The sequence below is a fragment of the Nostoc sp. DedQUE09 genome (assembly GCF_034530915.1).
In the GTDB taxonomy this organism is placed as follows: Bacteria; Cyanobacteriota; Cyanobacteriia; order Cyanobacteriales; family Nostocaceae; genus Nostoc.
This window is the reverse complement of the sequence record NZ_JAVRCE010000026.1, coordinates 51,967-66,397: the sequence shown is the minus strand read 5'-3', so window position 1 is coordinate 66,397 and position 14,431 is coordinate 51,967. Positions and strand designations below refer to the sequence as shown.

12 protein-coding genes and 1 pseudogene are annotated in these 14,431 nt (G+C 42.3%); 3 read left to right on the top strand and 10 right to left on the bottom strand.

Annotated features, from left to right (window positions below; all coding sequences use genetic code 11):
- Window positions 1–32: 32 nt before the first annotated feature.
- Window positions 33–167, top strand: a pseudogene (locus tag RMY27_RS17880) (toxin-antitoxin system HicB family antitoxin); the annotation flags it as partial.
- 121 nt (window positions 168–288) lie between these two features.
- Here the strand turns inward: RMY27_RS17880 and RMY27_RS17875 are convergent.
- The 3 genes from RMY27_RS17875 to RMY27_RS17865 form a co-directional block, all read right to left on the bottom strand.
- Window positions 289–555, bottom strand: coding sequence for a type II toxin-antitoxin system RelE/ParE family toxin (locus tag RMY27_RS17875; protein WP_322665429.1), 267 nt, complete (start codon window positions 553–555; stop codon window positions 289–291).
- The gene (locus tag RMY27_RS17870) at window positions 542–766 is read right to left on the bottom strand and encodes a hypothetical protein (RefSeq protein ID WP_322665428.1); all 225 of its coding nucleotides are present in this window, start codon (window positions 764–766) and stop codon (window positions 542–544) included. Before RMY27_RS17870 ends, RMY27_RS17875 begins: the two co-directional genes overlap by 14 nt.
- A 149-nt stretch (window positions 767–915) precedes the next feature.
- Window positions 916–1,893 carry a threo-3-hydroxy-L-aspartate ammonia-lyase gene (locus RMY27_RS17865; protein WP_322665427.1) on the bottom strand — a complete coding sequence of 326 codons (978 nt, stop codon included), beginning with the start codon at window positions 1,891–1,893 and terminating at the stop codon, window positions 916–918.
- A gap of 207 nt (window positions 1,894–2,100) precedes the next feature.
- Between RMY27_RS17865 and RMY27_RS17860 the strand changes: the two genes are divergently transcribed.
- Both RMY27_RS17860 and RMY27_RS17855 read left to right on the top strand, forming a co-directional pair.
- Entirely contained in the window at window positions 2,101–2,913 is an 813-nt protein-coding gene (locus RMY27_RS17860; protein ID WP_322665425.1) for an SDR family oxidoreductase, read from the top strand.
- Window positions 2,914–3,711: 798 nt separating this feature from the next.
- The gene (locus RMY27_RS17855; protein WP_322665423.1) at window positions 3,712–4,242 is read left to right on the top strand and encodes a hypothetical protein; all 531 of its coding nucleotides are present in this window, start codon (window positions 3,712–3,714) and stop codon (window positions 4,240–4,242) included.
- Between the two features lie 293 nt (window positions 4,243–4,535).
- Here RMY27_RS17855 and aroF read toward each other — a convergent pair whose 3' ends face one another.
- From aroF to RMY27_RS17820, 7 genes are all read right to left on the bottom strand, one after another.
- Window positions 4,536–5,639 (bottom strand): 3-deoxy-7-phosphoheptulonate synthase, encoded by a 1,104-nt coding sequence (aroF, locus tag RMY27_RS17850; RefSeq protein WP_322665421.1) that lies wholly within the window; start codon window positions 5,637–5,639, stop codon window positions 4,536–4,538.
- A 148-nt stretch (window positions 5,640–5,787) separates the two neighbouring features.
- Complete coding sequence (gene trpD / locus RMY27_RS17845; protein WP_322665478.1) at window positions 5,788–6,885, bottom strand: anthranilate phosphoribosyltransferase; 1,098 nt, start codon at window positions 6,883–6,885, stop codon at window positions 5,788–5,790.
- A gap of 59 nt (window positions 6,886–6,944) precedes the next feature.
- Window positions 6,945–8,174: a tryptophan synthase subunit beta gene (trpB, locus tag RMY27_RS17840; protein WP_322665420.1), complete on the bottom strand. Its 1,230-nt coding sequence runs from the start codon at window positions 8,172–8,174 to the stop codon at window positions 6,945–6,947.
- Window positions 8,175–8,365: 191 nt separating this feature from the next.
- Window positions 8,366–9,598 carry a tyrosinase family protein gene (locus tag RMY27_RS17835; RefSeq protein ID WP_322665419.1) on the bottom strand — a complete coding sequence of 411 codons (1,233 nt, stop codon included), beginning with the start codon at window positions 9,596–9,598 and terminating at the stop codon, window positions 8,366–8,368.
- A gap of 207 nt (window positions 9,599–9,805) precedes the next feature.
- A complete protein-coding gene (gene trpA / locus RMY27_RS17830; protein ID WP_322665417.1) occupies window positions 9,806–10,639 on the bottom strand; it encodes a tryptophan synthase subunit alpha in 834 nt (277 codons plus the stop codon).
- A 371-nt stretch (window positions 10,640–11,010) separates the two neighbouring features.
- Entirely contained in the window at window positions 11,011–11,841 is an 831-nt protein-coding gene (gene trpC, locus RMY27_RS17825) for an indole-3-glycerol phosphate synthase TrpC (protein ID WP_322665415.1), read from the bottom strand.
- 99 nt (window positions 11,842–11,940) lie between these two features.
- Window positions 11,941–14,145: an anthranilate synthase gene (locus RMY27_RS17820; protein WP_322665413.1), complete on the bottom strand. Its 2,205-nt coding sequence runs from the start codon at window positions 14,143–14,145 to the stop codon at window positions 11,941–11,943.
- Window positions 14,146–14,431 lie beyond the last annotated feature (286 nt).

The window sequence follows — 14,431 nt, the reverse complement described above, 5'->3', positions numbered from 1 at the left end:
TAGATGATGCAAATCACTGTTGAGGTATCTGAAAATTAATTGAAGAACTTTCTACTATAGTTTTAGCAGAATTTGATGCCCATACAAGATTTAAAGCAATGGCTGCAACTGGCAACCCAGAAGAAGGCTTAAGAATACTAGCTAAACTTGATGGTCTGACAGAATAGAGCTTATAGGGCGATTATGCAAACACTAACCGGAGGCGATCGCTCACATCAGCCCCATTAGCAAAAACGCGATATGAGAGTATGAATATAAAGCTTTTATCCTGCTATTAGTGTTGCTGTCTTACTCGTCGCGGTAAACCTCTTGACGATGCCCTACTTTCACAACACTAACTATTAATACATCATCAAAAATATTGTATATAACTCGGTAACTGCCGACTCGGATTCGATAACCATTGTCCGAATCTTCTAGCTTAACAACCCCATTAGGGCGGGGATTATCAGCTAGCTCGTCAATTTTTGTTTGTATCCTTGTCCGTACTTTTATAGGTAATTTTTTAAGTTGTTTAAATGCAGCATTAGAAAATTCAATTTTATATTGATTCACTAGCTAATTCTCGTTTAACTTGCTCCCAAGGAATAGTACCATTTTTGTTAATATCTTCCCGTCCTTCATGTAAAGCTTTAATATCCTCTTGGTCTTCTGCTTTACGAATATCTAAAAGTTCTATGACATCCTCTAAAGTATCTTCATAAGCTTGTTCTAATCGCTCATAAATAGCTTTGATTAAAGCTTGTTTTCTCGTTGTAGTTTCCATTTTTACCTCAATTCCAAAATATAGTGATTTTAGCTTCAATAAAGTTACTATAGCCTATCACTATAATTTTACTGTATCAGCCGATCCAATAGCCGTTTAACTGAATAAATGCCCAATTTGCATAGAAACTTTGCTGGGAATTTAACTTTTCAATCCAATCCCACAGAAAACAATTTACCAACTTGCGCCAAATCTACATTTCCACCGCTGATGATGACACCAACTCTCGCCTCTGGTGCTGTCACCACACCTTCGAGTAAGGCTGCTGCTGCGAGTACTCCGGTAGGTTCAACGACAATTTTCAGACGTTCCCACAAGAAAAACATGGTGCGAAGAATCGCTTCTTCCGATACCGTCACCATATCATCGACGTAATGCAGCACTAAGGGGAAAGTAATTTTACCAAGGCTGGGAGTCCGCGCACCATCAGCGATGGTATTAGGATTTTTGACAGTTTGCAGGGTTTTGGTGTGAAAAGAGCGGGTAGCATCGTCGGCAAGGGCTGGTTCTACGCCGATAACTTTACAATTGGGTAAAAGTGCTTTAGCTGCGATCGCACATCCTGAAAGTAATCCGCCACCGCCACAACAAACTAATAATAAGTCCAACTCACCAACTTCTTGAATCAGTTCTAAAGCAGTTGTTCCCTGTCCGGCGACTACATGGGGATGATCGTAAGGAGGGATGAGTGTCAAAGAGCGCTCATCTGCTAAATTTTGGGCTAATTCTTCTCGGTTTGTTTCTTGGCGATTGTATAAAATTATCTCTGCACCATAACCACGAGTAGCAGTTTGTTTCACAGCAGGTGCATCATCAGGCATGACAATAGTGGTGGGAATATTGAGTAATTGTCCAGCTAAAGCGATCGCTTGGGCATGATTTCCCGATGAATAGGTGAGAACGCCTGTTTGTTTTTGAGCTACCGATAGTTGGGCTAAGGCATTGTACGCACCTCTAAATTTAAATGCCCCCGTGCGTTGAAAGTTTTCGCACTTAAAGAATACTTGGCTATTGGTGCGATCGTTAACGATTCTAGAAGTCAGCACAGGTGTACGGTGAGCAATCCCCAAAATTCGCTCTTGTGCTGCCTGTAGGTCAGTTATAGTAACCAAATTGTGCTGTGGCATTGATGACGAGATTAAATATTCTTGCTCTTGTTTATATAGATACAGATTTTTATATTTGCGTCTAATATCCTGGATTGAAGTATACTCGTTTCAGGTAGATAGCATCATTTATTGTCTGTATAAAAATAGCTACAGCAAAATTATATATTGCTGTAGCTAAATTTATAAAACTTAAATTAATTAACCTACATTCGCCATTTTTTTAGCATGAATAAAACATCTGAAAGTCGGCAAAAAAAAACTGCTCTAATTACAGGAGCGGCTAGTGGGATAGGCTATCAATTAACCCAAATTTTTGCTCGTCATAGTTATAATCTGGTATTAGTAGATAAGAATGAAGAAAAACTTACTGAAATTATAGATGAATTCCCGCAAAAGTTTGGCATTTCTGTGAAAATTCTAGCTAAGGATTTATCTATCCCAACATCACCAGAAGAAATTTTCACAGAACTACAGCAAGCATCCATTAAGATTGATGTGCTGGTTAACAATGCTGGCTTTGGTACTTATGGAGCATTCAGCGAAACAGACCTCAGCATTGAACTGCAAATGCTCCAGGTAAATATGGTCAGCCTGACTCACTTAACAAAGCTATTTCTCAAGGATATGGTCGAGCAAGACTATGGAAAAATATTAAATGTCGCCTCAGCAGCTGCTTTTCAACCAGGGCCTCTAATGGCAGTTTATTTTGCTACTAAAGCTTATGTCTTATCATTTTCAGAAGCGATCGCTAATGAATTACAGGGTACAGGTGTTAGCGTGACTGTTCTTTGCCCAGGGCCAACAGCATCAGAATTTCAACAAACAGCAGCAATGGAAGATTCAAAGATTGCTAACGTTAGCAGAATGATGGATACAGCAACCGTTGCGAATATTGGTTATCGCGGCTTAATGAAGAACAAAACTGTTGTTGTTCCTGGTATGAGAAATAAGCTATTGACTGAAAGCGTTAGATTTACACCCAGAAATCTAGTAACAAAGGTTGTGAGAAGTATGCACGAACTCAAAAAAAATAGGTAGTTTGAGATCTGGCTTTTCACTCTTATTTAGCTTTCACATCGTAAGCTCCGCACCATAACTATACTCAGTTTAGTGTCGGAATATAAGACGATTAATTACGAAACGCCCTTAGCTCGACTTTATCCATTTTTTTCGCAACGCGATACTCCTGCGGAGTCAATACTTTTCGGTTAACGGGGAAAGGGGAAAGGGAAAAGGTTTGAATTCACCTTTCCCCCTTGCCCTTTAACCTTTTCCCAGGCAAAAAGAGAGATTGTTAGGCTTATCCGAAAAGCATTGCCTGCGGAGTCTTTGCACAATCGCTTAAGCTGAAACTTTTGTAGGGCAGTAGTTTTACTTTTTTAACTTCATCTATAATCTGTGACGTGGAAAAAGTATTTGCCAAAACGCTAGGGTTTTTGCCGGATAAAGAAAGCGAGTTCTTAATTTTGGAAAAAGTCGAGCTTAGAAAATGTTTGAAAAACTTTTTACTGTTTTTATGTTGTTAATGAATTTGGGTAGCTCTGTTTGGAGCGTGTATTGAAATAGGAGATGCAGATGGTAAGACTTTAAAAGAAATTATTTAAGTATTTCGCTTAACCTATGAATCATTTCGCCCCGTAAAGTTTCCTGAAGCCGAGCGGTAAATTTCTGTTGCATTTTACTCAACTGCATTTTGTTTTTCACTATACTTCCTAACAAATAAAGCTAATCTGCCTTCAAATTGTACTAACTGTGCGCTAAACCCTAATCCTATGGCACTCAAGCCGGAATTTGGAATCACGATTAGCTTAGTCCTTTTTGTTGAAGAGGTGTAAAATGGCTGACTATCGAATTTATGATTCTGATCGCAATGATCCTCTAGCAGTCTTTCAATACGATACTAAGATAACGGGCACACAGTTCAATAATCGTCTGCAAGGTACTAATTCTAGCAACCTTATCGTAGGAGGTGCGGGAAACGACACGCTTCTTGGTGGTAATGGAAATGATATCTTAATAGGCATAGGTAATTATAATGAAACAGGCAAAGATGTTTTAACAGGAGGCGGAGGAGTTGATATATATGTGGCTGGCGACGGTTACGCTAACTACTACAACAATCCTGCTGGAGATGCCATAATAACAGACTACAACTCGTCGGAAACTATCGTCATAAATGGTGATCGTGAGTTAACGTTTGTGGCTAAATCTGTTGCAAATGTTGGAACCTCATCTCCTGATCTGATAATATCTGCGCGCAATTTGTCTCAAGTTATTATTCAAGACTTTGGAAGTAGCAATAACCTAAATTTCTTTAATACAGACTACGCAGGGGAGAACGATCTTGGTGGTGTCTTTTTAGTGTAGATAAACTTCTTCCTTTCTGCATACGTGCAGGGTTATACTCAGTTCATTTGCGAAGAGGAAGATTTGCACGTGAGGCGAAAATTCAATCGCGATCGCCTATACTCTTTTTAAGAAAACCTGATTAGCAGATTCTTTATTATAAAAAATCTGCTAATCAGGTTTAGCCATTTGCAAAAATCGGTCAAGATTACGTCTAAGTAGGTGGGCGGGAAAATTTATAAGTATGTCATTGCGAGTGAAACGGAGTGTAACAAAGCAATCGCAAGAACTTTGACGATTTTACCTTTTGTGACCTACTTATTTAAGAGTTCTGGCGTGGAGAGAATGCGGCTTTCACCAATCTTATCAAATGCAGGTGTAGACCAGCGATCAACTACTTTACCTAGAATTGACATTTCTTGAACTAAGCGGTCAAATTTATCAGGGGTGAGAGATTGGGGGCCATCGGATAAAGCTTTTGCTGGATTGGGGTGAACTTCAATCATTAAAGCATCTGTACCAGCTGCGATCGCAGCCATTGCCATCGATGGCACATATTCAGACCTACCTGTACCGTGGCTAGGATCAATCATAATTGGTAAATGGGTAAGCGATCGCAATACCGGAAGCACCGATAAATCTAAAGTATTCCGGGCATATTTGCCATCAAAAGTTCTGATTCCCCGCTCACAAAGAATCACATTGGGATTTCCAGATGCCAAAATATATTCTGCTGCCATCAGCCACTCGTCAATTGTGGCAGACATTCCCCGCTTCAGTAGGACGGGTTTATCTTGAGCGCCTACCTTTTTCAGCAACGAGAAGTTGTGCATATTTCGCGCTCCGATTTGGATTATGTCAGCTGTTTTCGCCACTGCTGATAAATCCGCAGCATCCATCAGTTCTGTGACGATACCTAAACCTGTAGCTTCTCGCGCTGCTGCTAATAAATCTAAAGCGCTTTCACCATAACCTTGAAACGCATAAGGTGAAGTGCGGGGTTTGTAAGCTCCGCCACGTAGAAACTGCGCTCCTGCTGCCTTTACCCGCTTTGCTGTTTCGACAATCATCGCTTCATTTTCAACGGAACAAGGCCCGGCTACTACTACGATTGGATGATTTTCGCCGAAATAGATATCACCGTTAGGTGTTGGTACAACAACTTCGCTGGCTTCTCCATGTCGGAATTCTCGACTTACCCGTTTGAAAGGTTGTTGCACTCGTAATACTTGCTCAATCCAAGGGCTGAACTCTTGAACCTGTAATTTATCGATGCTAATGGTATCACCAATTAGCCCCAGCACAACTTTATGAGTGCCAACGCTTTTTTCTACCGTGACTCCCCAAGTCTCACTTACTTCTTGGCTGATGCGAGTAATTTCTTCAACAGGTGTACCGCTTTTAAGTATGATAATCATCTTTTTTTCCTTCCGTATAGTTTTTGGGTGTAATATATTGACCCCTCTCCAAACCTCTCCCCGAAACGGAGAGAGGCTTAAAAACCTTATTTTTTCATTGCTCCTCCCTCTCCTCGTAGGAGAGGGAGGCTGGGTGGGAGAGGTTCGTCTAGTGCAAAAATTCAGCAAGTTGTTCTAGTTTTGTCCAAGCCGCGCCGCTTTGCAGAATTTCCTTGGCAAGGGTAATACCTTTAACACAACCTGCTAAAACATCAGTTTCGCCATCAATGGCTTCACCAACTTGCAGTGCGAGGGCTGTATTTAAAGCGACTACATCTTGCTGCGCTTGAGTGCCTTTACCTTGGAGAACTGCCTTCAAGATTTCGGCATTTTCTTGGACATCGCCACCGCACAACGCCGCAGTCGGTGCAAAACTCAAACCAAGTTCTTGAGGATTGAGCGTTAGAGAACGCACTTTTTTATCCTGGAGTACAGCTAAATCAGTGACATCTGCTAAACCAGCTTCATCTAAACGTTCCCGTCCGTGAAGTGCGATCGCTTGCTGACATCCCAATTGGGATAAAGCTTGAACAATCTCCTCTAATAAAAGCGGATCGTTGACACCGATAATTTGCCCTGTCGGTCGCATGGGATTTACTAGCGGGCCGAGCAAGTTAAAAACAGTCCGCACCTTCAAAGTTTTTCGCAAAGTTGCGATCGCTTTGAGTGCAGGATGCCAACCTGGAGCAAACAAAAAGGTGATTCCGATTTCACCTACTGCGGCTTGCACTTTTTCTGGAGTAGCGTTGAGATTTATACCCAAAGCTTCCAGCACATCAGCCGAACCAGTCTTGCTAGATGCGGAACGATTGCCATGTTTGGCAACTTTTACCCCGGCGGCGGCGGCAACAAAGGCGACAGCAGTGGAAATATTAAAGGTTGAAGCGCCATCTCCACCAGTTCCGCAGGTGTCAATTAGAGTGCTGAGTGGTGAGTGCTGAGTGCTGAGTGGGGGACTTTGGGATTGTAAAACAGTGGCCATGCCGACTAATTCTTGGGCGGATACACCTTTAGCTTGAATTGCGGCTAAAATCGCTCCTGATAGAACATCAGGAATGGCATCTGTGAGCCAACCCTGCATCAGATCCGCAGCTTGGGGAACCGTCAATGATTGCCGATTCAACAACTGTTGCAATAAACCTGGCCAGTTGTATAACTCAGAAGGGATGGAGATTTTATCGGGTGGAGTTTGGGTTACAGCGATCATATTCATTGGTCATTCACGAAGGACAAATGACAAAGGACAAAGGACAAATGACAAGAAAATTAAGGAATTAGGACTTTGGCGACGGTTTGCACATCCTTGTCACCTCTGCCGGAACAATTAATGACGATGCGGGGATTGCCTTCTAACTGAGGACAAAGGGTTTCGAGATATGCGATCGCATGAGCAGTTTCTAAGGCTGGGATAATTCCTTCTAGTTGCGAAAGCCTTTGCAACGCTTCTAACGCTTGTTTATCGGTAACACTGTAATACTCAGCGCGACCAAGATCCTTTAAATAACTATGCTCAGGCCCAACGCCGGGATAATCTAATCCGGCACTAATTGAATGGGCTTCGATGACTTGACCATCATCATCTTGCAGTAAATAGCTCATTGCACCGTGCAATACACCTATCTTTCCTTTTGTCAAGGTAGCAGCGTGTTTTTCTGTATCTACACCTTCACCCGCCGCTTCGACTCCGATTAGGCGCACCGAAGGTTCATGGACAAATTCATTGAATAACCCGATCGCATTGGAACCTCCACCCACGCAAGCCAGTAGAATATCTGGTAATCCTCCCCATTTCTCCTGGGCTTGAGCGCGAGTTTCTATACCAATTACCGCGTGGAAGTCACGGACAATCATTGGGTAGGGATGAGGCCCGGCAACAGAACCCAGGATGTAATGGGTTGTTTCTACGTTTGTCACCCAATCCCGAATTGCTTCAGAAGTTGCATCCTTGAGAGTTCCCGTACCTGCCTCTACTGGACTAACTTCTGCTCCCATTAACTTCATGCGGAACACGTTCAGGGCTTGGCGTTCCATATCCTGAACGCCCATGTAAATCACACATTTCAAACCAAACCGCGCACATACAGTTGCAGTTGCTACGCCGTGTTGTCCTGCACCTGTCTCTGCAATAATCCGTTGCTTGCCCATACGTTTAGCTAGCAACACCTGAGCCAAAGCATTATTAATTTTGTGAGCGCCTGTATGATTTAAATCTTCGCGCTTCAAATAAATTTGCGGCCCTGTGCCATCTGGTCTAGCGTAGTTTGTTGTCAGGCGTTCAGCAAAATATAATGGGCTGGGTCGTCCCACATAATCGCGCAGTAAGTTTTGCAGTTCTGCTTGGAAACTCGCATCGTTGCTATATTGTTGAAACGCTGCTTCCAACTCACTTAATGCAGGCATTAAGGTTTCTGGGACGTATTTACCGCCGAATTTTCCAAACCTGCCCAAAGAATCTGGTTGAACAGTTGCAGTCTTAATTTCTTGTATGCTTACCACTGGTTAAAATCCTTTTATGTTCGAGTATTTTTTACTTTCTTTACGCCGTGTGTGACTTTCTGTCAAACCTAACCCCCAACCCCTTCCCTTCAAGGGAAGGGGAGTAAGAATCAAAGCCTCTCTCCCTGTGGGGGAGAGGAATGGAAGTGGGGTTCCAAGCGTCTCGTTCTAACTTTTGAGAACTTATGCTACTAAAATCTTCTTTGCGTATTCCTTTCGCGGGTTTCGTAGCTATAGCCCAGTTTTCTGTGATTCAAAACGTCTATAGGGCGCACCAAATCGCTAGAGTCAAAATTTGGTAATAGAGATAGTAAATCTCCTAATGGCGTAGCTTTGGGGGTAGACATACCGCCATCCCAAGGCCACATTAGGTCTTTAAGATTGTGTCCGTAAGCCTGACCATTAGCAGGATAAAAATCGCTACCTTGATGGCCGTTCTCTTGCCATTCAGCCCAGAGGCGGTCTGCGTTTGCATGATTCAACCAAAATACTGGGTCATAGGGCGAACTTGGTATATTGCTCATGGTACCTAGACCTTTAAACTTTACGGGTCTTGTGCTTGCGTCTATCTGTACTCCACCGACAAAACCATGAATATAGTTATGTAGGAATCCTCCTGGGGTGACTTTACCCTGCTCATCTACAGAGATAAATCCTTCCAAAGCGGGGCGAAATAGAGAATAGTTATTAAGACTCAGGGCACGCTCAATATCTTTTTTGGACACAGGGTAATCAGTCGCAGGAGGTGCTTGTAGAAAGCGAACAAGTGATGTACCTAATGATGTCCCAGTATCTTGGTCAATGTTTAATACTGGATTCATAACCCAGCCATTTGCAGCAGCAAAAGCTCCAGATTTTACAGGCCCGCCTGTAAAGTTTCCCTGATTTGGAATTTTGATGGTTACTCCTTGACCGTTAGAACCAAGAAAATCATCGTTAAAAATTACATCAAGTGCTTTGGGGTCAGTCCAATCCCAGTATGGCAGAGTAACAGTTGGGTCTACTGCTTGCAGTGCTTGTTCAAATCTGCGGATATATTCTCGATGCCAAGGGAAAAATGCGGCATTTTCATGAGCAAGTTCTTGGACGGAAGCATTGGAATGCCCTTTATGATTATGAATTAAGCGTGTTGCCCCTATATGTATAGCAACGAATTGGTCGTAAATACTGACCTTGCTACCTGCGGGAATTGTAGTTTTTAAGGTTTTGATAGCCTTGACGAAGGCTGTTTTCTCTGCTGATGTCAGGTCAGTTACGTTCTTTCTTACAGCTAAATGAGCGTATTGCCCTGGAAGATTATGATTCCAATGGTATTTGTATTGTCTGTGGTCAATGCGATCATTTGCAAAGACTGTAATAGCAAAGGTGCTAACTAGAAGTACGCTATAAATTAATATTTTGACAGATTTCAGCAGGGATTTCATTATCTTAATGGAAGCAGAGGGGCAGGGGGCAGAGGGGCGCTAGGTGTTGTATACAAGTCTGAAACAGTTTACTCACCTGGTTTTACCCCACCCTAACCCTCCCCTTATAAAGGGGAGGGAACTGGATTTCTTGTTTCCCCCCAATACATCGGGGGGATTAAGGGGGGTAATTCGACTTGTGTATACACCCTAAGTCTGCGGATGGATTTATCTCACCTCTTGAAGAGATGGACTTTCACGCAGACTTTCTGTAATGGCTGTTTTAAGTTCTTGGCATAGTTGTTCCAGAGCTTGCAGTCCCTCTGCTGGGCTACCTTCTGCTAATCTTTTAACGAAGGCACTACCAACAATCACCGCATCTGCACCCCATTCTTTTACTTGATGTGCTTGTTCTGGCCCTGAAATACCAAAACCAACGCCGATAGGTTTATCGGTGACGCTTCGCAAATCTGTTAATAAATACTTTACGCGGTCTTGGATTTGAGCGCGGACACCTGTAACGCCTGTGACACTCACCAGGTAGATAAAACCTTGAGATTGACGAGCGATCGCTTCAATTCTATCTCTAGAACTGGTAGGAGCTACGAGTAAAATTACCTCAATTCCGAAAGAGGCAGCAGTTTGGATTAATTCTTCTGCTTCTTCTAAGGGTAAGTCTGGTACTACTAATCCCTGCACTCCAGCAGTGGCAATTTGCGCCAAAAATGTCTTAATACCCCGGTGCAAAATGGGATTGTAGTAAGTAAATAGAATTATCGGCGCTTTTAGGCTAGGAATCACTACGTGTAACATCTCTAGCACTTGCTCTAATTTTGTGCCTTTTTGCAAAGCGCGGGTTGCTGCTGCTTGAATCACTGGCCCATCTGCCAGAGGATCGGAGTAGGGAACACCCAACTCGATGAAGTCAGCACCATTGCGATCTAAGATGCGTAAAGCCTCGGCAGTGGTTTCTAAATTAGGATCGCCTGCTGTGATAAAAGGGATTAAAGCACACTGTTGGCGATCGCGTAAAGTTTGAAAGGAATCAGAGATAGAAGTCATTCTGAAAAATAGTTAATGATTGGTTAATAGTTTTAGAATAATTTACACTTAGCAATTAGCGATGCCCATGCTAAATTTTTTGTTAACGAGTCTTTGATCCTCGTGAACGAGGCTTTTATCTCCGTTAACGAGTCTTTGATCCTCGTGAACGAGTCTTTTATCTCCGTTAACGAGTCTTTGATCCTCGTGAACGAGTCTTTTATCTCCGTTAACGAGTCTTTGATCCTCGTGAATGAGGCTTTTATCTCCGTTAACGAGTCTTTGATCCTCGTGAACGAGGCTTTTATCTCCGTTAACGAGTCTTTGAACTCCGTCGTCGAGTATCAAAGCTTCATTTTTGAGGTTTACCTCAGCACTCAAAATCTCAGCACTCAGCACTCAGCACTCAAAATCTCACGCACAGCTTGTTCGACATCGCTTTGTTTAACTAAAGACTCGCCAATCAAAACTGCACGCGCGCCAGCCTCAGCAACAAGAGATAAATCAGCAGGTGTATACAGTCCAGACTCGCTGACAACGGTGATATCTAAGCTTTGTAATTGTTGTTGACGCTCTGCTAAGAGTTGCTGTGTTGTTCCTAAATCAAGGGTAAAATCTTCTAAATTGCGATTGTTGATTCCTACTAAACTTAGGTTATCAAGCTTTAGCACTCGATCCAGTTCAGTTAAGGTATGGACTTCTACTAGCGCAGTCATGCCCAAATCGTGAATTACTTGCAAAAAATCTTGGAGTTCTCGATCTGATAAAATAGCTGCAATCAACAATACTGCATCTGCACCTGCTGTCCGTGCTAAATAAATTTGATAGCGGTCAATGATGAACTCCTTGCATAGTAAAGGTAATGCAACTTGTTGACGCACATTCCGCAGATTATCAAAACCGCCCTGAAAGAACTTTTCGTCAGTCAAGACTGATAGACAAGCTGCACCGCCTCGTTCATAAGCTTGAGCAACAGCAACTGGGTCAAAATCTGCGCGGATAATCCCACGGCTAGGCGATGCTTTTTTAACCTCGGCAATTAAGCTAGGTTGATTGGGGTTTTCTTGTAAAGCAGTCAAGAAATTTCGCACAGTCGGGGCTGTATTTAACTGTTGTCGCAAGGAAGCTAAAGGCAGTTCTTGCTGCATTTGTGCAACTTCTTGCCTTTTATACAACACAATTTCTTCAAGAATATGGCGGGGAAGGGCAACTTGGTTAGTCATAAAATGCTAGAGGGATTAGGGAGCAGTAGGGAGCAGCACTTCGGCTACGCTCAGTGACCGGGGAGCAGGGGAAAATAATTAATAACCAATGCCCAATGACTAATGACCAATGACTAATGACTCTTTGACTTGCGTATATGCACGCACCACATTTTTAATGATTTTCAGACCGACTTCTCCACCTAGAGTCATGATTGATTCTGGATGAAACTGAACGGCGGCGATGGGAAGTGTCTGATGTTCAATGCCCATAATTACGTCGTCATCAGAAATCGCTGTTACTTTGAGTTCTTTTGGCAAACGTTGCGGTAGGGCAAACAATGAGTGATATCTACCCACTGCAAAGGATTCCGGTAAGTTGTTGAAGGTGACAGAATTGGAATCGGTGACGAAAATCCGTGAAGATTTGCCATGTTGAGGATAGTTGAGAACTCCCAATTCGCCATCAAAAGCTTCAACGATGCCTTGCAGTCCTAGACAAACTCCAAAAATCGGAATTTGGCGATGCAGAAGCGCACCGACAGTCTCGGAAACTCCAAAATCACTTGGTCTACCAGGGCCAGGAGATAATACAACTAAGTCAGGGCGTTCTGTATCGAATAACGATTCCGAGAAACCATGACGCAGTGTAGTAACGCTTGCACCAGTTTGGCGAATGTAATTGGCTAGGGTATGAACAAATGAGTCTTCGTAGTCTATTAGTAAGATGCGTTTGCTAGATTTTACACCTGGAATCTGTTTACTTAATTTTAGAGAACCAGACTCATCAATTTTCTGACTCGTTTGCTTTACACGGCGAATCGTTTCAAATAAAGCAGCAGCTTTGGTAATTGTTTCTTGTTCTTCTGCTTGAGGTATGGAGTCATAAAGGACAGTAGCCCCAACTCGGACTTCGGCGATGCAATCTTTTAATCGAATTGTCCGCAGAATTAAGCCAGTATTTAAATTTCCGTTGAAATTTAAATAGCCGACTGCTCCACCATACCAACGTCGGGCGCTCTTTTCGTGCTGTTCAATAAAATCTATTGCTGCCCTTTTGGGTGCGCCGGTGACTGTAACCGCCCATGTATGCGAAAGAAAGGCATCTAAAGCATCGAATTGCGATCGCAGTGTACCCTCAACATGATCTACTGTATGTATCAGGTGGCTGTATAATTCAATCTGGCGACGACCAATGACTTGTACCGAACCAGGCTCGCAGATTCGAGATTTGTCATTGCGATCGACATCAGTACACATGGTCAACTCAGCTTCATCTTTGTGAGAGTTGAGTAACTGACGAATTTGCACCGCATCATCAAGAGCATCTTGTCCCCGGCTAATAGTGCCACTAATTGGACAAGTTTCTACCCGCCTACCTTCAACCCGCACAAACATTTCTGGAGATGCACCAATCAGATATTCGCCACCTAAATTAAAAATAAACCCATAAGGACTAGGATTTATTTCCTTTAAGGTATTAAATAGTTTGCTGGGTTCGTCTTCATAGCCTTCAAAAAAGTTTTGACTAGGAACAACTTCAAATAAATCGCCTCTGCGGAAATAATCGAGTGCGACCTCAACTTTTTTCGCATATTCGCCTACTTTATGGTCAGCAGTTTGATTTGGTAAAAGATGTTTGCCGCGATAATCTACAGACTCACCTGTTCTAGGAAGATTCTTGGTGTTGCCGTGCGCTGTTTTAAAATCATATTGTAAACGAAATGCACGTTGTTGATAGTAGTCAACAACAATCAATTCATCTGGCAAATAAAGCACCAAATCGCGCTGATCTGTAGGACGTTCCAGATGTTGGGTAATTGGTTCAAACTGAAAAACTAAGTCATAACCAAACGCACCATACAAGCCTAAATGCTCGTCTTCTTGGCTAGAAAAAGTATATAGAATTTCGCGGACAACTGTAAATGACGAAGGCTGTTTACTACGTTCTTCTTCAGTAAATAATTTTTCGGAAGGTTTAATAAAGCCTACAATACAGTTATCTTCTTGGGTAACGTTCTCAAGTTGTTCGGACTGGGATAGTCTCTTTAAAAAGAATGGCAAAAGTACTTGACCGCGTTCATTCAACGCTATCAAAGTGAAAGCATTATCCTGTGTAGTCAACTCTAATGGTGGATTGACAAATCCGATCGCCCATCTTTTGTATCTGCCTGGATATTCGTAGCTACTCCTTAGCAACCCTCCACGCTGAGAATTTAAATGGAACAGAATATCTTCCAGGGCAGTGTCCATCTTAACTTCAGTGATGGAACGAGAAATAGTGACACCACCAAGAGTATTGTAGGAACGTGAATCAAAAACCATGAGTAATTTCTCTAGAATATTTGTTAGTCAACCATTAATCATTATTAGTAGTTATTTTCAAACCTAGAAAGACTTAGATAATTTTCTATCAATCTAAGTCAACATATTCTTTTTAAAAGGTGTAATCAAAAACTTTTTGCTTCTTATTTAAGAATACTAGATATCAAGCAGATAATACATTGAATAATTTTTCGATTGGGTGTCAATTTATTCGCTTTTTATACCGCTTTTCTAGTACTTTTACTAACAACCATATTTAAAAAATCCGCCTCCCCCAAAAGTAGTA

What these genes read in the sequence shown, in the direction of transcription:
- RMY27_RS17870 (WP_322665428.1), bottom strand. Translation starts at nt 766, where the DNA reads ATGGAAACTACAACGAGAAAACAAGCTTTAATCAAAGCTATTTATGAG.
- RMY27_RS17865 (WP_322665427.1), bottom strand. Translation starts at nt 1,893, where the DNA reads ATGCCACAGCACAATTTGGTTACTATAACTGACCTACAGGCAGCACAA.
- RMY27_RS17860 (WP_322665425.1), top strand. Translation starts at nt 2,101, where the DNA reads ATGAATAAAACATCTGAAAGTCGGCAAAAAAAAACTGCTCTAATTACA.
- RMY27_RS17855 (WP_322665423.1), top strand. Translation starts at nt 3,712, where the DNA reads ATGGCTGACTATCGAATTTATGATTCTGATCGCAATGATCCTCTAGCA.
- aroF (WP_322665421.1), bottom strand. Translation starts at nt 5,639, where the DNA reads ATGATTATCATACTTAAAAGCGGTACACCTGTTGAAGAAATTACTCGC.
- trpD (WP_322665478.1), bottom strand. Translation starts at nt 6,885, where the DNA reads ATGATCGCTGTAACCCAAACTCCACCCGATAAAATCTCCATCCCTTCT.
- RMY27_RS17835 (WP_322665419.1), bottom strand. Translation starts at nt 9,598, where the DNA reads ATGAAATCCCTGCTGAAATCTGTCAAAATATTAATTTATAGCGTACTT.
- trpA (WP_322665417.1), bottom strand. Translation starts at nt 10,639, where the DNA reads ATGACTTCTATCTCTGATTCCTTTCAAACTTTACGCGATCGCCAACAG.
- trpC (WP_322665415.1), bottom strand. Translation starts at nt 11,841, where the DNA reads ATGACTAACCAAGTTGCCCTTCCCCGCCATATTCTTGAAGAAATTGTG.
- RMY27_RS17820 (WP_322665413.1), bottom strand. Translation starts at nt 14,145, where the DNA reads ATGGTTTTTGATTCACGTTCCTACAATACTCTTGGTGGTGTCACTATT.